The 21,098-nt window shown below is 57.8% G+C and carries 20 protein-coding genes and 1 riboswitch; of the genes, 18 read left to right on the top strand and 2 right to left on the bottom strand.

Annotated elements, in window-relative coordinates; genetic code table 11:
• Positions 1-229: 229 nt before the first annotated feature.
• The 12 genes from ACP4CD_RS08445 to ACP4CD_RS08390 all read left to right on the top strand — a co-directional run bounded on the left by ACP4CD_RS08445 (position 230) and on the right by ACP4CD_RS08390 (position 14,073).
• Positions 230-577, top strand: coding sequence for a hypothetical protein (locus tag ACP4CD_RS08445; protein ID WP_426994229.1), 348 nt, complete (start codon positions 230-232; stop codon positions 575-577).
• Between the two features lie 43 nt (positions 578-620).
• Positions 621-2,006, top strand: coding sequence for an MFS transporter (locus tag ACP4CD_RS08440; RefSeq protein WP_426994228.1), 1,386 nt, complete (start codon positions 621-623; stop codon positions 2,004-2,006).
• A gap of 31 nt (positions 2,007-2,037) precedes the next feature.
• Entirely contained in the window at positions 2,038-2,508 is a 471-nt protein-coding gene (ssb, locus tag ACP4CD_RS08435; protein WP_064030875.1) for a single-stranded DNA-binding protein, read from the top strand.
• Between the two features lie 24 nt (positions 2,509-2,532).
• Positions 2,533-3,702: an MlaE family ABC transporter permease gene (locus ACP4CD_RS08430; protein ID WP_426994227.1), complete on the top strand. Its 1,170-nt coding sequence runs from the start codon at positions 2,533-2,535 to the stop codon at positions 3,700-3,702.
• 2 nt (positions 3,703-3,704) lie between these two features.
• The gene (locus tag ACP4CD_RS08425; protein ID WP_426994226.1) at positions 3,705-4,496 is read left to right on the top strand and encodes an ABC transporter ATP-binding protein; all 792 of its coding nucleotides are present in this window, start codon (positions 3,705-3,707) and stop codon (positions 4,494-4,496) included.
• A complete protein-coding gene (locus ACP4CD_RS08420) occupies positions 4,493-5,485 on the top strand; it encodes an MlaD family protein (protein WP_064030873.1) in 993 nt (330 codons plus the stop codon). The genes ACP4CD_RS08425 and ACP4CD_RS08420 overlap by 4 nt, the downstream gene beginning before the upstream one ends.
• Positions 5,486-6,006: 521 nt before the next feature.
• Positions 6,007-6,083: riboswitch (cyclic di-GMP riboswitch) on the top strand.
• A 101-nt stretch (positions 6,084-6,184) separates the two neighbouring features.
• Positions 6,185-7,003, top strand: a complete 819-nt coding sequence (locus ACP4CD_RS08415; RefSeq protein ID WP_064030872.1) for a PEP-CTERM sorting domain-containing protein — start codon at positions 6,185-6,187, stop codon at positions 7,001-7,003.
• Positions 7,004-7,099: 96 nt separating this feature from the next.
• The gene (locus ACP4CD_RS08410) at positions 7,100-7,876 is read left to right on the top strand and encodes a VPLPA-CTERM sorting domain-containing protein (RefSeq protein WP_426994225.1); all 777 of its coding nucleotides are present in this window, start codon (positions 7,100-7,102) and stop codon (positions 7,874-7,876) included.
• The gene (locus ACP4CD_RS08405; RefSeq protein ID WP_071159858.1) at positions 7,873-9,528 is read left to right on the top strand and encodes a hypothetical protein; all 1,656 of its coding nucleotides are present in this window, start codon (positions 7,873-7,875) and stop codon (positions 9,526-9,528) included. The genes ACP4CD_RS08410 and ACP4CD_RS08405 overlap by 4 nt, the downstream gene beginning before the upstream one ends.
• A gap of 33 nt (positions 9,529-9,561) precedes the next feature.
• Positions 9,562-10,146: a cohesin domain-containing protein gene (locus ACP4CD_RS08400; protein WP_426994224.1), complete on the top strand. Its 585-nt coding sequence runs from the start codon at positions 9,562-9,564 to the stop codon at positions 10,144-10,146.
• A 197-nt stretch (positions 10,147-10,343) separates the two neighbouring features.
• Positions 10,344-13,382 carry a YncE family protein gene (locus ACP4CD_RS08395; protein ID WP_426994223.1) on the top strand — a complete coding sequence of 1,013 codons (3,039 nt, stop codon included), beginning with the start codon at positions 10,344-10,346 and terminating at the stop codon, positions 13,380-13,382.
• A gap of 112 nt (positions 13,383-13,494) precedes the next feature.
• On the top strand, positions 13,495-14,073 hold the full coding sequence (locus ACP4CD_RS08390; protein ID WP_426994222.1) for a PqiC family protein: 579 nt from the start codon (positions 13,495-13,497) through the stop codon (positions 14,071-14,073).
• 57 nt (positions 14,074-14,130) lie between these two features.
• Here the strand turns inward: ACP4CD_RS08390 and ACP4CD_RS08385 are convergent, their stop codons facing one another.
• On the bottom strand, positions 14,131-14,403 hold the full coding sequence (locus ACP4CD_RS08385) for a hypothetical protein (protein ID WP_426994221.1): 273 nt from the start codon (positions 14,401-14,403) through the stop codon (positions 14,131-14,133).
• Between the two features lie 179 nt (positions 14,404-14,582).
• Here ACP4CD_RS08385 and ACP4CD_RS08380 point away from each other — a divergent pair, with 179 nt between their 5' ends.
• On the top strand, positions 14,583-15,638 hold the full coding sequence (locus ACP4CD_RS08380) for an FAD-dependent oxidoreductase (protein WP_426994220.1): 1,056 nt from the start codon (positions 14,583-14,585) through the stop codon (positions 15,636-15,638).
• Between the two features lie 13 nt (positions 15,639-15,651).
• Here ACP4CD_RS08380 and ACP4CD_RS08375 read toward each other — a convergent pair whose 3' ends face one another.
• Positions 15,652-16,317, bottom strand: coding sequence for a Crp/Fnr family transcriptional regulator (locus ACP4CD_RS08375; protein WP_064030866.1), 666 nt, complete (start codon positions 16,315-16,317; stop codon positions 15,652-15,654).
• A 242-nt stretch (positions 16,318-16,559) separates the two neighbouring features.
• On the opposite strand from ACP4CD_RS08375, the gene ACP4CD_RS08370 reads away from it, so the two are divergent.
• Genes ACP4CD_RS08370 through ACP4CD_RS08350 form a run of 5 tightly spaced genes read left to right on the top strand, consistent with a single transcriptional unit; the run spans position 16,560 to position 20,899 of the window.
• Positions 16,560-16,745 carry a hypothetical protein gene (locus ACP4CD_RS08370; RefSeq protein ID WP_064030865.1) on the top strand — a complete coding sequence of 62 codons (186 nt, stop codon included), beginning with the start codon at positions 16,560-16,562 and terminating at the stop codon, positions 16,743-16,745.
• 30 nt (positions 16,746-16,775) lie between these two features.
• Positions 16,776-17,027: a hypothetical protein gene (locus tag ACP4CD_RS08365; RefSeq protein ID WP_064030864.1), complete on the top strand. Its 252-nt coding sequence runs from the start codon at positions 16,776-16,778 to the stop codon at positions 17,025-17,027.
• 13 nt (positions 17,028-17,040) lie between these two features.
• Positions 17,041-17,475, top strand: coding sequence for a nitrogen fixation protein (locus tag ACP4CD_RS08360; RefSeq protein ID WP_426994219.1), 435 nt, complete (start codon positions 17,041-17,043; stop codon positions 17,473-17,475).
• A 43-nt stretch (positions 17,476-17,518) separates the two neighbouring features.
• On the top strand, positions 17,519-18,769 hold the full coding sequence (locus tag ACP4CD_RS08355; protein ID WP_426994218.1) for an HlyD family secretion protein: 1,251 nt from the start codon (positions 17,519-17,521) through the stop codon (positions 18,767-18,769).
• Positions 18,770-20,899 (top strand): peptidase domain-containing ABC transporter, encoded by a 2,130-nt coding sequence (locus tag ACP4CD_RS08350; protein WP_426994217.1) that lies wholly within the window; start codon positions 18,770-18,772, stop codon positions 20,897-20,899.
• The last annotated feature ends 199 nt before the right edge of the window (positions 20,900-21,098 follow it).

Below are 21,098 nucleotides of genomic sequence, written 5' to 3'. Positions count from 1 at the left end.
AGAGGGGGCATCTTGTCGAGTTTAAGGGGAGTCATTAATTCTACTTTGTCAGATTCTCGGTAGTGCTCGTCATTTCGGCGGGGATTGCCGAAATCCAGACCCCACGGACGGATCCAAGCTTGCCATCCATGGCACTGGATACTCGCATCCCGGCGGGCATGACGGCGTTGCTTCAATCTGACAAAGTAGAATTAATCGTGACTGGAATATGCATGCCATCGCTGTCGCATTGGAAGGTAGCGACTGGGAAGCGTCTTTAGTCGTCGGCGCCAGTGGTGATTTTGTCATTGGAGTTCCCGACCGAATTGGATTGAAACCGGCGGTGGTTTTCAATCGGAATGGGTGGCTGGTTTGGGGTGTTATATGTCGCTCTCTCACCAACGGCCCGCAACACGCGCCAACGGCTCTTTCTGGGATCAAGGATGACCAATGGACCGCCGAGTCGGCGATAGTCGAATATGCGGCAATGCCGGCCCATAATCGGATCTTGCTGTTCCGGCCCGGCGGCGGTCGGCTGATCGCGCCGGATTTGGGCCGCGAGCACCGTCCTTGCATTCCTGAGCGCCGCGTAACCTGATACCATAAGCGGCTTTAGGACACCGCGCGAAGAGGAGTTGGGTTTGACACAGGTTCAGGATATTACCAGTCCGATGACGGCCATGGAGAAACGGGCGACCGTCTCGCTGGCCAGTATCTACGCGCTGAGGATGCTGGGTTTGTTCATGCTGCTGCCGGTGCTGTCGTTGTTCACCGAGCAAATGCCCGGTTCGACGCCGAAATTGGTCGGTTTGACGATGGGCATTTACGGTTTGAGCCAGGCGATTCTGCAAATCCCATTCGGTTTGTTGTCCGACCGCTTCAGCCGCAAGACCATCATTGTCGTCGGATTGTTGCTGTTCGTGGCCGGCAGTGTGGTGGCCGCGCTGGCGACCGATATTTACGGCGTGTTGATCGGCCGGGCCTTGCAGGGCTGCGGCGCGGTGTCGGCGGCGGTGATGGCTTTGTTGGCCGATTTGACTCAAGAGGTACACCGCACCAAGGCGATGGCGACGATAGGTGCCAGTATCGGCATTTCCTTCGGTGTGGCGATCACGGCCGGACCCATCATCGCCGACCATTGGGGCATCGCCGGTATTTTTTGGATAATCGCGCTGTTGGCGGCGCTCGCGATTCTGGTGGTGCTGTTCGTCGTTCCCAACCCGGAAAAAATCACCACGCACCGCGACGCCGAATACATTCCGTCCGAGCTGAGTTCGGTGATTACCAACCCGGATTTGCTGCGTTTGAATTACGGCATCTTCGCGTTGCATTTGATTTTGATGGCCAGCTTCGTGGTCGTGCCTTTGTTGATGCGCGACGCCGGCCTGGAAGGTGGCAAGCATTGGCTGGTGTATTTGCCGGTGTTGGTCACGTCGATGGCCGGCATCATTCCGTTTGTCATCATCGCCGAGAAAAAGCGCAAGATGAAGGGCGTGTTTCTGACGGCCATTTCGACCTTGCTGGTGGCGAATCTCGGCTTTGTGCTGCTGCACGGCGAGTTGATCGGCTTGATCGCTTGTTTGTGGATCTTTTTCTGCGGGTTCAATTTGTTGGAAGCGACCTTGCCGTCGCTGATTTCCAAAACCGCGCCCGGCGATTTAAAGGGCACGGCAATGGGCATTTATTCCAGTGCCCAATTCATCGGCGCCTTTTTAGGCGGCGCGGCCGGCGGCTGGCTGTACGGCGAATTCGGCCCGGCCTCGGTATTCTTGTTCTCGGCCGGCATCGCCGCCAGTTGGATAGCGATTGCCTGGTTCATGTCGCCGCCGCGCTATTGGGCCAATTTGCTGTTGCCATTGAAAAACGTGTCGCCGGAGCAAAGCGGCGAATTTTCCAAACAACTGCTGAACATCGTCGGTGTCGAGGAAGTTCGTCTGCATTTCGAGGAACAAGCCGCCTATCTGAAAGTCGATAGTCAGCGCCTGAACAAGGACGATTTGAACCAATTTTTACAGCAATGGCGTTGAGCCGCTGCTTAGTTTTTTTACGGAGAAAACCATGCTGAATAAAGTCATGCTGATCGGAAATCTCGGGGCCGACCCGGAGGTGCGTTATATGCCGAGCGGCGATGCCATTACCACGATACGATTAGCCACCACCCGCCGCTGGAAGGATCGCAATTCCGGCGACCGCAAGGAAGAGACCGAATGGCATCGGGTCGTGTTCTTCTCCGGCCTGGCAAAAACCGCCGGCGAGTATTTGAAAAAAGGCAGCCAGGTTTATGTCGAGGGCCGGATTCGTACCCAGAAATGGCAGGGGCAGGACGGCCAGGATCGTTACACCACCGAAATCGTCGCCGAATCGATGAACATGCTCGGTAGCCGCAGCGGCGGAACCGCTAATTATTCCGATAACAATACGCCGCCGCCGAGCAGTTACGATCAGCGTCCTTCAGCGCCGTCTTCGTCGTCCGGTCCGCAATCGGCGCCGGCGTCTTACGACGATTTCGACGACGATATCCCGTTTTAATCGGTTAAGGCATCCCTCGTCTCGGTGACAACCGCACCCGCTATTCCGCCGGTCAACGCCGCTGCTTCACGGCCGCCCTCGATCGCCGCGAACGTAACGTCGGCGGGCTTGGAAGTCGCCTTCGTCGGCGATTGGCTGTTGCAGTCCGATTCGGCCGACATCGAGCCGATCTTGGCGCGGGTCAAGGCGTTAGAAGCCGGCCAGCGATTGTGTTTCGCGACGGCCGAGCTGGGCCGCTGGGACAGCCTGCTGGTGACCGAGTTGATCAAAATTATCGACTGCGCGACCGGAAAACGGTTGGCGGTCGATAAAGCTACGCTGCCGGCACCGTTGCAAGGTTTGTTGGCGCTGGTTTACGCGGTGCCGGAACGCCTGGACGCCCAACGCGTTACCCGGAAAATGCGCTGGAGCGAGGCGCTGAGCGCCGAAACCGCCGCCGCGGTCCGGCATGCCAAGGAGATGCTGATCTTCGTCGGCGACATGACGCTTAGCACCTTGGCCGCCGTGCGTGGTCAGGCGCATTTCCGCCGTCAGGATTTGTGGTTGTATATCCAGGAATGCGGCCCGTCGGCCCTGCCCATCGTCACGTTGATCAGTCTGTTGGTCGGTTTGATTCTGGCCTTCGTCGGCGCGGTGCAGTTGTCGCTGTTCGGCGCGCAAATCTACATTGCCAATCTGGTCAGTCTGGGCATGACCCGCGAAATGGGCGGGCTGATGACCGCGATTATCATGTCCGGCCGCACCGGCGCCGCCTATGCGGCGCAGATCGGCACGATGCACGTCAATAGCGAAATCGACGCATTGAAAACGATGAATCTGGACCCGATGGCTTTTCTGGTACTACCCAGAATGCTGGCCTTGATTATCATCATGCCTTTGCTCTGCTTGTATGCCGATTTGATGGGTATCGTCGGCGGCGGCTTGGTCACCGTGAATTTTTTCGACGTGTCGTTGACCGAATATCTGGACCGCACCGCCAGCGCGGTCAAGATGAAGGACTTTATCATCGGTTTCGTCAAATGCTCGGTGTTCGGAATTTTGATTGCCTTGTCCGGCTGCATGCGCGGCATGCAATGCGGCCGAAGCGCGTCGGCGGTCGGCGATGCCGGAACCTCGGCGGTGGTGACTGCGATCGTATTCATCGTGGTCGCCGACTCGGTGATGACGATAATCTGTAATCGCCTGGGAATTTAGCGATGGCCGATGCCTGCATCACGATCAAGGATTTGACGATGACCTACGGCGATTTCGTGATTCAGCGCAACCTGAATTTCACGATCAATCGCGGCGACGTGTTTGTCGTGATGGGCGGCAACGGCTGCGGCAAGACCACGCTATTGCGGCACATGATAGGCCTGAAGGCGCCGGCCGCCGGTGACGTATTCTACGGCGATCAAGCCTTGTGGGCCGCCGATCCGGCCGGTCGCCAGCGCATTCTGCAGCGCACCGGTGTGTTGTTTCAGAGCGGCGCCTTGCTCAGTTCGATGACGTTGGCCGAAAACGTGGCGCTGCCGATTACCGAGGCGACCAGCCTGCCGGCCCGGAAGGTCCGCGACATCGTGTCGTACAAGTTGGCACTAGTGGGCTTGGCCGGTTTCGAGGATTATTATCCGTCCGAGTTGAGCGGGGGCATGCAAAAACGCGCCGGTTTGGCTAGAGCCATGGCCCTGGACCCGGAAATTTTGTTTTTCGACGAGCCGTCGGCCGGCCTGGACCCGATTACCGCCAAATTGCTCGACGACCTGATCCTTAGTTTGAGCCAAGCCTTGTCGGCGACCGTTGTCGTGGTCACCCACGACTTGGATAGTATTTTCCTGATCGGCAACAATTCGGTGTTTCTCGATGCCGAAACCCATACGATGATTGCCGGCGGTCCGCCCAAGCAATTGTTGGCGGAATCCAAAGATCCCAATATCGTGCGTTTCCTGACGCGCGGCGATGCCTCGGTATCCCGGCAAGCCGGTGGCCGTAATCGGAGTAGCCTGTGAGCAAGCAAGCCAATCCATTGGCGATCGGTTTGTTTTTGACCGGTGCGCTGACTTTGTTGACGATGGGCGTGATGATTTTCGGCGGCGGCGATTATTTTAAGGACAAAAATCGCTTCGTGATCTTCTTCGACTCGGCCTTGAACGGCTTGAACGTCGGCGCGCCGGTTAAGCTGCAGGGCGTGCAGATCGGCAACGTTAGCGAGATTTCGTTGGTGATGGAAACCGACACCGACCGAATCTACAAACCGGTGGTCATTGAAATCGACCCGGCCTTGCTGCGCAATACCTCGGGCGAAGAGAGCCACGGCCACACCAAAAAGCAGCAACAGGAAGCAGCGCAACGGATGATAGAAGCCGGCTTGAAGGCGCGATTGGAAACCCAGAGCTTGCTGACCGGCTTGCTGTATGTCGATTTGAATTTCTACAGCGACAAGCCGATCAATCTGGTCAAACTGGATTATAAAAATTTGCCGGAATTGCCCAGCGTGCCGACTACGGTCGACGAAATCCGCAACACCGCCGACGAAATCATCAATCGGGCCAAGCAATTGCCGGTCGAGGAAACCCTGAAAAATCTGTCCGATACCTTGACCGAAATCCGCAATCTGTTGCAGTCGGATAACACCAGGCAATCGATGACCGCCTTGGCGAAGTCCTTACAGGAAACCCAAAAGTTGATGGCGACGCTGAACCGGCAAACCGAACCCTTGCTGAGCAACGCCAACGGCGCGCTAACCGACACCCGCGCCACGCTGCGGGATTTCAACCGGGAATTGCTGCCGGTGTTGCGCGCCGCCGAACAAAGCCTGGCCGCCGCGACCCAGGTTCTGCAGGAATCGCGGCACGCGCTGAATGCGGTCGAGACGCTGGCCGACGCCGATGCGCCGCTGAACCAGGCCTTGCTGGAAGTGCGCAACGCCTCGCGTTCGCTCAAAGACTTGGCCGAGGGGCTGGAACGCCAGCCGCAAGCCTTGATTTACGGCAAATAACTTTCCCACTCTTTGCGGCACCCTCGTTTCGCCGGTCCCGCTGAAACGATGTTTTCCGGCGTCAGTCCGGTTTTAGGCATCAATTAATCTTAAATTTAATAAATTATGTTATACGCCGCGAAGTGCATTGGGCATTTGCGGTAGGAATATTAATTTTAATTTTGTTTCAATAACTTAGCTTATCTATAGTTGAGATTAATTGAGTGAAATCACTCAGCAAAAAATAGGCGAATGGGTTTGTCCGTTTGCTTTTCATGCGCCCCGTCGACCGCAGTCGACGATGTTCAGATTCTCTGTGTACCCCGGTTTTAGCAGTGATGACTCGGTTCTGGACTCCAATAGCGCCACCGACAGCCGGTCACCGTTTCCCGGTTTTAGCGAGGTATGGCTGGCACACTAACTGCTTGAGTCTGTTCGCCGCACCGGAAATTACTTTCGGAATCAGCTTCTGGACAGCGTGCCGGCAAGAGCGGATCAGGATAGGCCGCGAGAGTCGAGCCGAGTTTAAGGTGCGGTATCGACGGTAAATTTGCCACATCCGCCGCAAGACGGAGCCGGAAAGCCTTGGGTCTTGGTTCAAGACAGCCGGGTTGCCTCTCGAACGAGAGTAAGCGTCGGTTCGAAGCGTTCGAATCGGCTACCGAAAATCTATCTTTCAAGCCTATAGGAATTAAATATGCAATTTCATGGATCAAAAAAATGACCTTAGGAAAAACCTGGTTTGCCGCGGCGGCGCTTGCGGCGACCAATCTAGCCAACGCCGGTACCTTGAACGGCGGTGTGTTCAATATCGCATTCAACGACCCAAACGACTTATTGGCCGGCTTGAACTTGGGAGAAGGTTCGATTACCTCTTACTACGTCGCCAATTTTTTCGATAAGGCGGTGGCCGACACCTTGACCGCGAACGATATGGTCGCGACTCCGACGAATACCTATCCGGCGCCGAACATATTAAGTTACGACGTGAATCCAAGCAGTTTGGCGGGCACCGGGATACCGACCGGTTATATCGGCGGCAGCGGGCGCAGTAATCAAGCGACGACGTTGACTTGGGCGTCCGATCAAGACCATCTGCTGAACGCCTCCAGCTTGACCGCGAGCGGTCAGGTCGGTTTGGATGGCGTGTATATGACGCGCGGTAGCTTTACCGGCACGCTGCTGTCCGGCGACTACAAATTCTCTTATATCGCCGCGCGAAACAACGGCACCAACACCGGTTGGACCTTAACCAACAACGTCAGTTTTGCTTCCAATACCTTCGACACCCGTAATATCAGTATTACCACCGACGGCGATAGCCTGGCCTTTACCGGCGAGCTCTGGTGGTCGCCCAACACATCGGCCTTTTTATTCGGTGGCGACGGTTCCAATTCCGCCGGCATGGCCGGCACCTTCAGTCTGATTTCGCCGGTTCCCGCCGCCGTTCCATTGCCGGCCGCCGCGTGGTTGTTCGGTAGCGGTCTGTTCGGCGTGCTGGCATCGCGGCGTCGCAAGTCGGCACCGATCGCCGCGTAACCGGCAACCTTGACCCGGCCGAATATCCGGACGACTAAGTCGTTCGGGTATTTTGCGCATCGGCTCTCAACGGAAATGACTTCCTCTGGCAAATTTATGCATATTCAAATGATAGGGTCGCGCGCGCTCGTTGCCGCGGCACTGCTGGCCGCGTTATCGCCGCCTGTTTCCGCCGCCACGGTTTCCGGCGGTACCATGGTGGTGAATCTCGATCGAGACGCGCTCGCCGACGCAATCGCGATTGACGCGACCGCCGCGCCTTCGATGTACTTGGAGGAATTTTTCGACGCCCCGGCCGCGAATAGCCGCACCGCCACGCAAATTCTCGAAGATCATATCGTGCCGGGCGTCGCCGAAATTCCGGCTAAGAACCTGACGTTTTCAGTGAACGGCACGCATGTCGCCAATCTGACCGGGCGCCACGCAAAACCGACCACGATCGAATTCGATCCGGCCAATTTCGCCTCGACCGTTACCGGCGTCATTGGTTTATCCGGCGTGTTTCGGTTCCGGGTCGATACAGGATCAGAATTCAATCGCATTTTATCCGGCGACTACGCGCTGGAATACGACGCCGCCAATATGGATGGCGCATCCGGCCGTTCCGCATGGTCCTTGTACAATCATGTGTCGTTTCGCTCCCAATCCTATAATTTGTTCAATGTCGTGCTGGATATTCACGACGGTTCGCTGGATTTGAGCGGCGAACTGGGTTTGGGCGAAGGCTATGACCATTTGTTCGGCACCCGCGATGCTATCGTCGGAAATATCAGTTTGCATACTTCGGTGGTACCGGTTCCGGCCTCGATTTGGCTATTTGTTTCAGGTTTGGGCGGTTTGGCGCGCATTGGCATGCGGAGGCGCCATCTATGACGCGCGTTTCCGCGATGGCGTGGTTAAGTAGCGCGGCGTGGATCGCGGCGGCCGGCTCGAATGCGGTCGCGGCGAACGCGCCACACCGATTCGGTGCCTACGCCAGCATACAAATCAACGTCGATTCGGACGGCAATAATATTGTCGGCGACGCGGCTAACGAGCCCGCGCTGGCGATCAATCCACTCGATCCCACCAACCTTGTCGCGGCTTGGCGGCAATTCGACTCGGTGGCGTCGTCGTTTCGTCAAGCCGGTTGGGCCTACTCGGCCGATGGCGGGGCGAGTTGGCATTTTAGCGGCGCTATCACCCCGGGCGAGGGACGCAGCAATCCGACCTTGGATGTCGACGCGTTCGGCCATTTTTATTTCCAAAGTCTGCATTTCGATCCGACCTACACCTTTGTTCAAGACATTCAGGTGATTAAATCGCTGGACGGTGGCCGCGGTTGGGAGGCGCCGGTCCACGCTCATGGCGAAGGCGGCGATAAGGCACAGCTAGCGGTCGATCGTAGCGGCGGCCCCGGAGACGGGCACGTCTATCTGAACTGGCGCGACTGCCTAGACGGCAAATGTTTTAGCCGTTCGCTGGACCGCGCCGCCAGTTTCGAAGCGCCGATCGAACTGCCGGAGAATCCGACCTTCGGCACGATGCGGGTTGGTGGCGACGGTACCTTATATATGGCCGGGCGTTTGGAATACCCGTACTTCGACGAAGAAAACATGGATCGCAATCTGCACAAGCATATTTTCGTCAAATCGACGAATGCCGGCGATGCGAACCAAAAGCCGACGTTCGAAGTACGCGAGATCGATATGGGCGGCTTGGCGCCGCTGTTTTTGTTCAGACAAAACCCGAATCAATACGGGCCGGTCGGCGACGTGCAAATGGCGGTCAACTCCGCAATCGGCGCCCGGCAAGGCGAATTGTACGTGCTCGCCACCGTCGATCCGTCGGGACCGGACAACTTGGACGTTAACTTTATCCGCAGCAGCGACGGCGGCGAAACCTGGTCGGCACCGATTCGGGTCAACGACGATACGCCAGCGGCGAATCATTGGAACTGGTTCGGAATGATGGGAGTTGCGCCGAACGGCCGTATCGACGCGGTTTGGTACGACACTCGCGACAGCAATAGCTACCGGGTTTCGCAACTCTATTACAGCTACTCGTGGGACGGCGGCTCGACCTGGTCCAAGAATCAAGCCGTCAGCCAGAGTTTCGATACGACGATCGCCTCGCCGCACGGTTCGCTGAAAATCGGCGATGCCACCACGCTGGTTTCCCGTGCCGACGGCGCTAGCGTCGCCTACACCGCAACCTACAACGGCGAACAGGATGTTTACTACCTGAAGGTATTTCCGGACTGCAACGCCAACGGCTGGTCCGACGTCGCCGACGTCGCCGAGCGCCGCGTCGGCGATACCAATACCAATCACATTCCGGACGTTTGCGAGACGATCACGGTGGCGGGCGATCTGGACGGCGACCGCGATGTCGATCAAGCCGACGTCAATTTCGTCATCGCTAAACGCAATCGCCGCGTGGTGGACGCCGATCCGGCCGACATTGATCGCAACGGCGCCGTCAACGTATTGGATGCTCGCAAATTGGCGTTATCTTGCACTCGGCCGCGTTGCGCGCTCGAGTAAACTTTTTTCAACTTACTTCAAGGAGACCATTCGATGACACATGGGTTTAGACAGATTTTAGCCGGAGCGATGTTGTTGTCGGCCGCCGCCGCCGCGAACGCCGCGATCGAGCTTTCACTATTGCCAGTCTCGCAAAGCGCGGCCGAACTTAGCGTCGGCGTCGCGATATCCGGATTGAGCGACGGCGCGGCGCCAGCCTTGGGCGCTTACGATTTCGACGTCTTGTTCGATACGGCACACCTCGCCTATGTATCGGCCGATTTCGGCGATGCGGGGTTAGGCGATCAATTGGATGCGTTCGCTCTAGGAGTCAATCCGCAATCGGCGGCTTTAGCCGAAGCTGGAAAATTGAATGTGTTTGAATTATCGCTCGACGATCCGGCCGACTTGAACGCTTGGCAAGCTGACAATTTCACGTTGGCGGTTTTGCATTTCAACATTCTGCAAGCAGGTGATACGACGCTTAGTTTGGCGGTCAACGCGTTGGGCGACGCGGACGGCGACGCCTTAGCCGCTAGTACGACGCCGCTAACGGTCACCGCGGTACCTGTACCGCCGGCCTTCGTGCTGATGGCGGCTGGCCTGGGTTTGTTGTTCAAATCGCGCCGTTCGGCTTAACGAAGGCTCTGGCGCTAAGGTCAATAGCGGTTCCGAGCGCGCGGGTGAGCCCTTGCGCTCGGAAGCCGAGCCGTTTCACAAGCCGCATTGGCCGCGAACGGTTCAAATCGGAGGCTGTCGCGGCCTATTCCCCAGCGGTGATTCGGCGCTCCATGACGGAGCGCCAATTTCATGCAAGCTAACACGAGGTAAACAAAATGTTTAGACGAATTAACTACGCCCTAGCGTACTGTCTTATTTCGATAAGCGCGTTAGGCTTACCGACCACGGTCTCGGCGGGGAGTAAAAGCAATTTCACGTTGTTCGAAAGCGGACAGGTACGACCGTTGGCATTATCGGCAGACCGAGGCCGGTTGTTTGCCTTGAATACGCCGGATAATCGCCTGGAAATTTTTAAAGTAGGCGATCAGCGACTGACGCCCGTCGGGTCGGTACCGGTGGGTTTGGAGCCTGTCGCATTGGCAGTTAGAAACGACAAGGAAGTCTGGGTGGTTAACCATTTGTCGGATAGCATCAGTATCGTCAGCCTGGATGATAACGGCGGCGGTCGTGTCACTCGAACCCTACAGGTGGGCGACGAGCCGCGTGACATTGTATTTGCCAGCGGTAAGGCTTTCGTCACTAGCGCTCACCGCGGACAGAATACCGGCGTCGATCCGCAGTTGTCGGTACCTGGCGTGGGCCGAGCCGATGTGTGGGTGTTCGATGCCGGACAGCTAGGCGACGCGATGAACGGACCGCCTTTGACGGTGCTGACCTTATTCACCGACACGCCGCGTGCGCTAGCGGTGACGCCCGACGGCAAAACGGTTTACGCCGCCGGCTTTCACACCGGTAACGCCACGATGACGCTGAACGATGCTGTCGTCGAACGCGGCGTCGCGCCGCCATTCAATCGGGTTTATCCCGGACCGGCCACCAATCACGCAGGAGAAGCTCAACCCAAATCGGGCTTGATCGTCAAATACGACGGTAGCCATTGGCTAGACGAATTGGGGCAACAATGGGATGACATGGTGCCGTTCTCGTTGCCCGACCGCGACGTGTTCGCGATCGACGCCGCCGCCAATCCGCCGGTATTGCGGACGGATAAGGTCTACAGCGGTGTCGGTACCGTGTTGTTCAACATGCTGGTCAATCCCGCTAGTGGCAAAGTCTATGTGACCAACACCGAAGCGTTGAACCATAACCGCTTCGAGGGTGCCGGCGGTTACAGTAACGGTCAAACCGTACGCGGACATTTCAGCGAAAATCGCATCACCGTGCTGGGGGGCAATCCCACCGTGGCGCCCCGGCATCTGAACAAGCATATCGATTACAGCCAATGTTGCGAGCCGATTCCGAATCGGGAAAACGCCGACAGCGTGGCGCTACCGCTGGACATGGCAATTACCGGCGACGGTAAGACGCTATACGTAGCCGCGTTTGGAACCAGCGAAATCGCGCGTTACAACACCGAGGAATTGGAAAATGACAGTTTCGTTCCCAGCAGCGCGGCGCAGATTCCGGTCAGCGGCGGCGGGCCCAGCGGACTGGCGCTCGACGAAGCGAGAGGCTTGTTGTACGTGTTGACGCGATTTGATAATTCGATTTCGGTAATAGACGCCGTCAGCGGCCGGGAGGTCAAGCATGCGGCAATGTTCAATCCTGAACCCAAGCATATCGTCGAAGGCCGGCCCTTCCTGTACGATGCGGCGCGTAGTTCCAGCCACGGTGATTCGGCGTGCGCCAGTTGCCATGTATTCGGCGACTTCGATAGCTTGGCCTGGGATCTGGGCGATCCGGATGGCGATCAAGGCGAAAATACCGGCCCGTTCCGCAGTACCCCCGAGGTGGCCGCCCGCGTATTGGGCCATGAATACAATCCGCATTTTCGGCCTATGAAGGGACCGATGTCCACCCAAAGCTTGCGGGGCATGGATAACCACGGTGCCTTGCATTGGCGCGGAGACCGCACCGGCGGTAACGATGCCAATGCCTTGCCGAATTCCGGTCCCAATGTCCAACCCAATGGCGGTTCGTTCGACGAAGACGCGGCGTTTCGAAAATTTAATGTCGCCTTTCCCGGATTGGTTGGGCGAAATGCGATGTTAGGCGACGAACAAATGCAAAAATTCGCCGATTTCGTCATGGAGATTACCTATCCGCCCAATCCGATACGCAATTTGGACGACAGCTTGACCGCTCAGCAGTCGGCGGGTCGAGACTTTTATTTCAAGGCCCTGCCTTCGGATAGCTTCTTTTCCTGTAACGGTTGTCATGTACTCGATCGAGAAGGCAACGCCGAGTATGCCGACGTCAGCAAACCGGGCTTTTTCGGAACGGACGGCCATTACAGTTTCGATCACGTGCTGCAAATCTTCAAAATTCCGCACTTGCGCAATATGTATCAGAAGGTCGGTATGTTCGGGCTGGCGTCGCAATCGACGACCACCGAGTCCAATTACTTTTTACCCAAGGGCAATATCGGCAATATGGGATCGCAGATTCGCGGTTTCGGCTTCGGACCCGACGGCAGCGTCGATACCTTGTTTCGCTTCATGAGCGCGCAGATATTTTCCAAATCGTTTTTCTCGGCGGAACCCGATCCGAACGACGCTCGAACCCCAATCGAACGTTACTTGGCCGGTATTCCGATCGGAAACCCCGGTGGTTTCGGTTTCGGCGCGGACGGAAATACCGAGCGGCGTAACGTCGAAGCGTTTTTGTTCGCGTTCGACAGTAATTTGTTTCCGATTGTCGGCCAGCAAGTAACCTTGAGTGCCGCAAGCACCGAAGCGGTTGCCGCGAGAATCGACCTGTTGAAGGCGCAGGCTGATGCCGAGCATTGCGATCTGGTCGCGAAAAATCGCTACAGCGGGTTTTGGTATGTTGGTGGCGGTAAGTTTAGAGCGTCGGCACAAGGGATCGGCGACGTCGGCGATCAGGACTTGCGCGCGTCGGCGGGGTTAACCGGCGGCGAGCTTACCTACACCTGCGTGCCGCCAGGTTCCGGCGAACGCATCGGTATAGACCGCGACAACGACGGCGTTTTGGATAACGACGAATTGCGCGCCGGCGATCTGGACGGTGACGACGACGTCGATAAGGACGACTTAAAGCGGTTGTTGGCCGGGAAAAGTGCCGCGGTCGCGCCCGGCGATCCCAGGGATCTGGATTACGACGGCGGCGTGACGGCGCGGGACGGGCGTAAACTGGTTGCGTTGTGCACGAGGCCGCGTTGCACATCGAACTGAAGCGGTAGTGTAAAAGCGAGCGGCGCAAGGCTTAACCGCCGCTCGAATACTATCGGTCGCGAGGTATATACGCGATAATCGGCGTTTAGCCTCGACGTATTCGGTTGCCACGATGAATTTACTCAGCAAGCTTGTTCTAACGGTTTTCGCCGGGTTGGCCCTGTACGGATGCGCGGGCGAGCCCATCAGGTTTTATTTGCTGACTGCCGAGTCCGGCGCCGAGGCGGTCGCGCCGTTGCCGGCCGGGAGCGTTGTTGGTCTGGGGCCGATCCGTTTGCCGGCCTATCTTGATCGGCCGCAATTGGTGGTCGAGGTTGGACCGCATGAATATCAGCTCGAAGAATATCAGCGTTGGGCGGAGCGGTTGGACGACAACATCACCCGCGAGCTGATGCAATCCTTGGCGCATCGGCTGGGCGTGGCGCAGGTATTGCGCTTTCCCTGGCCGCAGCGGCAGAGCGTCGATTACCAAGTCAGCGCCGATCTGTTGGCGCTGCATCAGACCGCCGCCGGTGTCAGCCGGATGGCGGTGCAATGGCAATTCAAAAAAGCCGAGCAAGCCTGGCAGGGGCGGCGTTTCGAATGCGAAGAGCCGGCCGGCGGCGACGCGGAAAGCATTGTCGCCGCGCAAAGCCGTTGTTTGAGCCGGTTCGCGGCCGAGATTGCGCTAGCTTTGGCGCAAGCGCGGTGAATTTCGGCCGGGGAAGAACCGACCTTGCTTGCCGCGTGGCGGTAATTCCCCAGAAACTTACCCAAACCAACGCCGTTTGCCGTGACCGTTTGTCAGCGCGAAGCTAACAGGCGCGTATTGCTCGCTAAAACGCGAGCCGCCGCAAGTGCCGCCGGACAGGGTTGACAACCATTCACCGAGCCGGCCGGTTTGCAACGATGCCTGGCGCATTGCGCGGATCGCGGAACTTCGCTGGAATGTCTCCTGTTTTGCCGACATCGCCCGAGCGTATCGGCTTTGGCGGGCATGTTCAACGACCGGAGATTCGGCGCCGTCCGTACCTGTTGTCATAAAACCTTAACCCAGCCGCTTTAAAAACCGTAAATTCAGGACTCAACCAGCGTTCCCTAATTTGCGGGCGACTAGCCAGTGCAATACTCGGATTGCTAGGGTGGCGGGGTTGCGAACTTTAACCATTTCCGGGCGGGCTGTGCGTAGCGCCCGGAACATTCAGCGGATTGGAGCATTTTGTGGAGATTGGTATCGTAGGCGGCGGCGTTAACGGTTTGTGTTGCGCTTGGCAACTAGCCAAGCTCGGCCATCGGGTCAGCGTTTACGAGCGCGGCAAATTGATGCGCGCCACCAGTTGCGCCTCGTCTAAGTTGTTGCACGGCGGGCTGCGATATTTGGAAAACGGCGAATTGCGTCTGGTGCGCGAGTCGCTACGGGAGCGCGACGCCTGGTTGCGGCGCGCGCCGCATTTAACCGAAGCCTTGCGCTTGCGGATGCCGCTCTATCGGCAAGGCCGGCGAGGTCGCTTCACGGTCGGGGCCGGTTTGTTTATTTACGACCGTTTGGCCGGTCGGAGTCTGTTGCCCGGCGCGGTCTGGCTGGACGCCGCGCAAATGTTGGCGGAGGACCCTGGTTTGGATGGCGACGGCCTATTGGGCGGCTACGAGTTTTCGGACGGCCGGATGGACGACTACGCCTTGGGCGTCTGGGTCGCCGAGCAGGCTAGGACTGAGGGTGTCGAGATGTTCGAGGACGTCGAAGTGCTGAGACTGGATGCGGCCGGCCTCGTCGAAACTACCGCCGGCGTCGTTCGTTTCGACCGGGTGTTGAACGTCGCCGGCCCGTGGGCCGGTCGCTTGCTGGAACGCAGTGGCGTCGATTCGCCTTATCGGTTGGACTTGGTCAGAGGCAGCCATCTGGTATTGAATCAAGCTTGCCGGCAAGCTTATTTGTTGGAAGTGCCCGGCGAGCGGCGCATCTTTTTCGTGTTGCCTTGGAAAGGCCAAACCTTGCTCGGCACCACCGAGGTTCGCCAAGGCCTGGACGATGCGATTGCTTGCAGCGATGCCGAACGCGATTATTTATTGGCGGCGTATAGGCGCTACTTTCCGAATGCGGAGGCGACGATAGCCGGCCGTTTCGCCGGCGTGCGGCCGTTGATTTCCAGTGCCGCCGATCCGTCCCGCGCCACCCGCGAGTACGCGGTGCATCGCACCGGCCAACTCATCAGCGTATTCGGCGGTAAATGGACCACCGCGCTGGCCTTGGCCGAACAGGTGGCGGCAAGGCTCTAATCGGCGCTCAAATTTACCAAGCCGCCGGCGGTTTATTGACGATTTTCAGCGCTTTGCCGTCAACCACCACGTAACCGCCCTTGGTGAGTTCCTTCATGATCTTATTGATCATTTCTCGCGACGAACCCACCATGTTCGCCAACTCCTGTTGAGTGGGCTTGTGGGCGATGACCTGAATGTCGCCGTCCTTCTCGGCCATGTCCTGCAACACTTTGATCGTTCGTTCGTACACATTGGACAGCGCCAGTTGTTTCACTTTTTCGGTCAAGTGGCGGACTTTTTCGGCCAGAACGCCGAGCAAGGTGATCGCCACATCCGGATGGGCCTTTAACCACAATATGAAATCGCCTTTCGAGACAATGCCGCACACGGTGTTTTCGGTGGCTTGGACCGCCGCCGAGCGCGGTTCGTTGCTGAGTAGGGCCAATTCGCCGAAATAGCTGCCGGCTTCCTGAATCAACAGTGTGACTTCCTTATCCTTGTCGTCGGTCGAAAACACCCGCACGGCGCCCGACAACACGATATACAACGAACTGGTGTCGTCGCCCTCGTAAATGATCATGGCCCGTTTCGGAAATTTCACGGTTTTCACCTTGGCGGCCAGCGCCGCCAAGGCCTCTTCCTCGGCGTCGGCCAGAAACGGGATTTTCGCCAGATTGGCAAGGACTTCGCTTTGCATGGTGTTTCCTAGGTCAACGTTCGCCGTCCGGCTGTTTCCGCCGGTTGATTCCCGATGATTTTAGCGCTTTCCACTGTGAAAAGCGTCACGAATTCCCGGTGAAGCTTGTCACAGCCCCCGGTGCCGGGAGTTGCGTACAGTACAAGCACCCGCCGAGTTTCGGCGGGCGGCGCGGCAAACTCACTGTAAGTTTAGATTGCCGCGGAATCGGCGCTAGCGCCATTTTACGACGGAGAAACGCAATGAACACAAAACAACCCTTTCAAGAAACGTTAAGAACGCTGAGTGCCCAAGAAATCGAGGCGGTATCCGGCGGACTGGTGTCGTTCGACGGCGACTTGAACCAATTTCCGAAGAAATTTTGGCCGGTGATCAATCCGGGCGCGATCAATATCAAGAACATCGCCACCAAATTTGCCATCGGTTAATTCGTATTCACATTCATTGAGGAAGTAGTCATGTCAAAAAAAGCATCGCGTATCGCAACATCCGAATTGGCCCAATTCGCATCGCAAGGTTTAAACCGGGCTCTGGAAGTCAGGGAATTAGCCGGTCAAGAATTGAGTCCGGAACAATTGGCGCAAGTGAGCGGCGGGGTGGCGCTGTTGAACTGGAACGGCATTATCAACGGCGGCCGCTTGCTCCAACAGCTTCAAGTCGCGCCGCAACTGGACGCGGGCCTGACGCTGAATAAATTCGCCGCATTCTAGGGTTGATCGTGCCATGGCCTCGGAAACCTTAGTGTTGTGTCCCAGCGCCCAACCGGATTGGGAGGGTAGTCAGGTCATCGGGGTGATGACCGGTTCGGCCGAGCAGCCGGAACTGGCTTATCTGAAGGAAGCGCTGCCGGTCACCGACGAGATCCTGGAAATGGCCGGACCGGTCACGCCCGGCGAAGTGTTTCGCTTTTCGGCGCCGTGCGCTTGCAGCGGATGCGGTCACTATCGGTCCGAACAGTCGAAGTGCGGTTTGGTCGAAAAGGTCGTGCGCTGGACCCCGGTGGTCGTCGAGCAGTTACCGACCTGTTCGATACGCTCGAACTGCCGCTGGTGGCTGCAGGAGGGCAGGGACGCCTGCATGCACTGCCCGCAAGTGGTGACCAACGACCTGAACCCGAGCGAGGACATGCGGCGGGCTTCGGATCTGGATGTCGTCTGAGCGCCATGGTCTCGATCAGGCTATGCGAAGAGAAGGCGGTGATATGAACGAAACCGGATTGTTTCGAAGTCAGGCCCTGGCGTTCAAGCGCGACCGGCCGCTCGGCGAGGCGATAGGCATCGCGTCGCCGGCACTGCCTTTACTCACCGCATTGGCGTCGGCGGCGGCGCTGGCCTTGATCGCTTTCGCCTGCTGGGGCGAATATACCCGCAAGGCGCACGTCAGCGGGTATTTGGCGCCCAGCATGGGCTTGATCAAGGTTTACGCGCCGCAGTCCGGCACCATCGTCGAAAAGCAGGTTGCCGAAGGCCAACGCGTGAAGGCCGGCGATACGCTGTATGTACTGTCCACCGAAAGCGGCTCCATGGAAACCCCGCAAGTGCAGACTGCTGCGCTCGAACAACTGCGTCAGCGCCGCGACAGTCTTAACGCCGAATTGAATCAACGGGCCGAGCTCGATCGTATCGAATATCAAGCCTTGCTGGATCGCGAGCAAGGCTTGCGGCGCGAACTGCAACAACTGGACGGCGAGATCGCCACCCAGCAAGCCCGCGTCGAAGGCTCGGCCACTAGCGCCGAGCGGTTTCGGCAATTGGCCGGCAAGCATTTCGTGTCGCCGGTACAAATCCAGCAAAAACAGGACGAATGGCTGGATAACCAGGGCAAGTTGCAAGCCTTGCAACGCAGCCGACTCACCGCGCAGCGCGATTTGCAAGCCACTCAGACCGACATTGCCGGCGCCCGTTTGAAGTTCCAGAATCAGCGAGCCGCGATCGAACGTAACATTTCCGAATTGAACCAAAAAATCACCGAATCCGAATCCCGCCGCACCATCGTCATCAGCGCGCCGGGGGACGGCACGGTGACCGCGATTTTGGCCGAACGCGGACAAGTCGCCAATCCCGCCAATCCGTTGTTGTCGATCTTGCCGGCCGGCGCGGCCTTGCGGGCGCAATTGATGGTGCCGTCCAGCGCGATCGGCTTCGTCGAGACTGATCAAACCGTGTTGATCCGCTACCAGGCCTTTCCTTATCAACGCTTCGGCAGTTACAGCGGCCGGATTGTCGAAATCGCTAAGACGCTGATTAGTCCCAAGGATGCCGACCTGCCGATCGAGCTGCAAGAGCCGGCGTATCGGGTGACGGTGGCCTTGGACCGGCAAGCCGTGTCGGCTTACAAACAAGAAATGCCGCTGCAATCCGGCATGCGTCTGGATGCGGATATTTGCTTGGACACCCGCCGCTTGATCGATTGGGTGTTCGATCCGCTGTACAGCTTAACCGGGAGAGTCTAAATGAGTGCGCCTATCGGGCTAAATTTCTCCGGCGGCAAGCGCACGCCGCTGATCCTGCAGACCGAAGCCGCCGAGTGCGGTTTGGCCTGCTTGGCGATGGTGGCCTCGCACCACGGCCATCGAGTTGATCTGGCTAGTCTGCGCCACCGCTTCGCGCTGTCGCTGAAGGGCGTGACCTTGAATCAGTTGATCGGTATTGCAGACCAATTGCAGCTGGCGTCCCGGCCGGTGCGTATCGATTTGCCGGACTTGAGCCGTTTGATCTTGCCGGCCATCCTACACTGGGATTTCAATCATTTTGTGGTTCTGACTCGGGTCGATAGCGGCCGGCTGGATATTCTCGATCCGGCCCAGGGCGCGCGCCGTGTGACTTACGCCGACGTCTCCAAACATTTTACCGGTGTCGCGCTGGAACTGGCGCCGACCCGCGAATTCGTGCCGCGCGAGGAACGCCGGCAAATCCAATTATCCCGCCTCATAGGCCAGTTGGACGGTGCAGCTCGCGCTATCTGGCAAATCGTGACCTTGGCCTTGGCCATCGAAGTGTTTGCCATCGTAGCGCCTTTTTTTCTGCAACTGGTGGTCGATCAAGCGGTAGTGGCCGGCGACCGGCATTTGCTGACGGTGCTGGGATTGGGATTTTCGTTATTGATGCTGATTCGGGTCGCGGTCACGGCGCTACGGTCCTGGTGGGTGCTGATCTTGAGCAACTCGGCCAATTTGCAGTTATTGAGCAATCTGTTCGGCCATTTGCTGCGGCTACCGATGACGTATTTCGAGAAACGCCATTTGGGCGACATCGTGTCGCGCTTCGAATCGATGAACGCGATTCAACGCACGCTGACCGGCAGTTTTTTGGAGGCTATCCTCGACGGCATCATGGCGGCGGTCACACTGGGCATGATGTGGTTTTACAGCGGCCCGCTGGCTTTGGTCGTGGTGGCGGCGGCGGTCGGTTACGGCTTGCTGCGCTTGGCTTTGTTCAGACCGCTGAAAGAGGCGACCGAGGAGCAGATTCTGCGCGGCGCCAAGCAACAAAGCAATTTGTTGGAAACGGTGCGCGGCATGCAAAGCGTCAAGTTGTTCAATCGTCAATTGCAGCGCCGGGTGCAATATCAAAACCTGTTGGTCGAGCACTTTAATGCCGGCATTCGGGTCCAAAAGCTGGGTTTGTTGTATCGGACCTGCAACGGCTTGCTGTTTGGTATTGAGAATGTGGCGGTGATTTGGTTGGGCGCCTTGTTCATTCTCGACGGCGGATTTTCGGTGGGGATGCTGTTTGCGTTTATGTCGTTCAAGGACCAGTTTACCGACCGGGTCGGCGGCTTCATCGAAAAAGGCATCGAATTCAAGATGCTGGCGCTATATACCGAACGGGTCGCCGATATTGCGTTGCACGAAACCGAAGCCGAGCGCTTGGCGGCGATGCCCGCCGAGGACAGCCGGCTGCCGGCGATTAAAATTGAGAATCTGGAATTCCGTTACGCGCCGGGCGAACCGGCGGTCCTGCAAAATCTGAATCTGGAAATCGCCGCCGGCGAATCGGTGGCCATCGTCGGGCCGTCCGGTTACGGCAAAACCACGTTGGCGAAGCTGATCCTCGGCCTGTTGCAACCGGTGCAAGGCGAGATTTGGGTAGCCGGCACCCGTTTAAGCCAAATCGATACCCGCGTCTACCGCAACACGGTGGCGGCGGTGATGCAGGAAGATCAGTTGTTCGCCGGCTCCATCGCCGAGAATATCTGTTTCTTCGATGCCGCGCCCGACCAGGCCTGGATAGAGACGTGCGCGCAATTGGCGGCGGTGCATCACGACATTGCCGCGATGCCGATGGCCTATAACACCTTGATCGGCGACATGGGCACGGTCTTGTCGGGCGGCCAGAAACAACGGGTGTTGCTGGCCCGCGCGCTGTATAAACGCCCGAAAATTCTGATCCTCGACGAAGCCACCAGTCATTTGGATGTGGCCAGGGAAAAATCGGTCAACGCGGCGATTGGCCAACTCAAGTTAACCCGCATCATCATCGCTCACCGTCCGGAAACGATAGCGTCGGTGGATAGGGTGATCGACCTGCAAGCCTTGGCGCAAGCCGACGCTCCAGGGCCGAACAGAAAGCTAACGGCTTGATGGTTTCCGCTTCCGTGGGACTGTCCTCGAAGCAGCCGGTTGAAAGCAGCGGCGGCAGTCTCGGGCCGTCGGTCTTTGTTAAACGGCAAGTCCTCCGCGTCAGCCGAACTGGCTTGAATCGAGCGATTCCCGGTCAACCGAGATCACCGCTAAAACCTGGCTTGGCATTCAGTCCGAAATGATTCGCGGGCCGAGCTTG

It is taken from the genome of Methylomonas stagni, assembly GCF_050154735.1.
Lineage (GTDB): Bacteria > Pseudomonadota > Gammaproteobacteria > Methylococcales > Methylomonadaceae > Methylomonas > Methylomonas koyamae_A.
The sequence above is the reverse complement of the archived record's forward strand: the minus strand, read 5'-3'. Positions and strand labels throughout refer to the sequence as shown.

What these genes read in the sequence shown, in the direction of transcription:
- ACP4CD_RS08405 (WP_071159858.1), top strand. Translation starts at nt 7,873, where the DNA reads ATGACGCGCGTTTCCGCGATGGCGTGGTTAAGTAGCGCGGCGTGGATC.
- ssb (WP_064030875.1), top strand. Translation starts at nt 2,038, where the DNA reads ATGCTGAATAAAGTCATGCTGATCGGAAATCTCGGGGCCGACCCGGAG.
- ACP4CD_RS08360 (WP_426994219.1), top strand. Translation starts at nt 17,041, where the DNA reads ATGGCCTCGGAAACCTTAGTGTTGTGTCCCAGCGCCCAACCGGATTGG.
- ACP4CD_RS08355 (WP_426994218.1), top strand. Translation starts at nt 17,519, where the DNA reads ATGAACGAAACCGGATTGTTTCGAAGTCAGGCCCTGGCGTTCAAGCGC.
- ACP4CD_RS08410 (WP_426994225.1), top strand. Translation starts at nt 7,100, where the DNA reads ATGCATATTCAAATGATAGGGTCGCGCGCGCTCGTTGCCGCGGCACTG.
- ACP4CD_RS08370 (WP_064030865.1), top strand. Translation starts at nt 16,560, where the DNA reads ATGAACACAAAACAACCCTTTCAAGAAACGTTAAGAACGCTGAGTGCC.
- ACP4CD_RS08425 (WP_426994226.1), top strand. Translation starts at nt 3,705, where the DNA reads ATGGCCGATGCCTGCATCACGATCAAGGATTTGACGATGACCTACGGC.
- ACP4CD_RS08400 (WP_426994224.1), top strand. Translation starts at nt 9,562, where the DNA reads ATGACACATGGGTTTAGACAGATTTTAGCCGGAGCGATGTTGTTGTCG.
- ACP4CD_RS08365 (WP_064030864.1), top strand. Translation starts at nt 16,776, where the DNA reads ATGTCAAAAAAAGCATCGCGTATCGCAACATCCGAATTGGCCCAATTC.
- ACP4CD_RS08350 (WP_426994217.1), top strand. Translation starts at nt 18,770, where the DNA reads ATGAGTGCGCCTATCGGGCTAAATTTCTCCGGCGGCAAGCGCACGCCG.
- ACP4CD_RS08375 (WP_064030866.1), bottom strand. Translation starts at nt 16,317, where the DNA reads ATGCAAAGCGAAGTCCTTGCCAATCTGGCGAAAATCCCGTTTCTGGCC.
- ACP4CD_RS08415 (WP_064030872.1), top strand. Translation starts at nt 6,185, where the DNA reads ATGACCTTAGGAAAAACCTGGTTTGCCGCGGCGGCGCTTGCGGCGACC.
- ACP4CD_RS08390 (WP_426994222.1), top strand. Translation starts at nt 13,495, where the DNA reads ATGAATTTACTCAGCAAGCTTGTTCTAACGGTTTTCGCCGGGTTGGCC.
- ACP4CD_RS08385 (WP_426994221.1), bottom strand. Translation starts at nt 14,403, where the DNA reads ATGACAACAGGTACGGACGGCGCCGAATCTCCGGTCGTTGAACATGCC.
- ACP4CD_RS08395 (WP_426994223.1), top strand. Translation starts at nt 10,344, where the DNA reads ATGTTTAGACGAATTAACTACGCCCTAGCGTACTGTCTTATTTCGATA.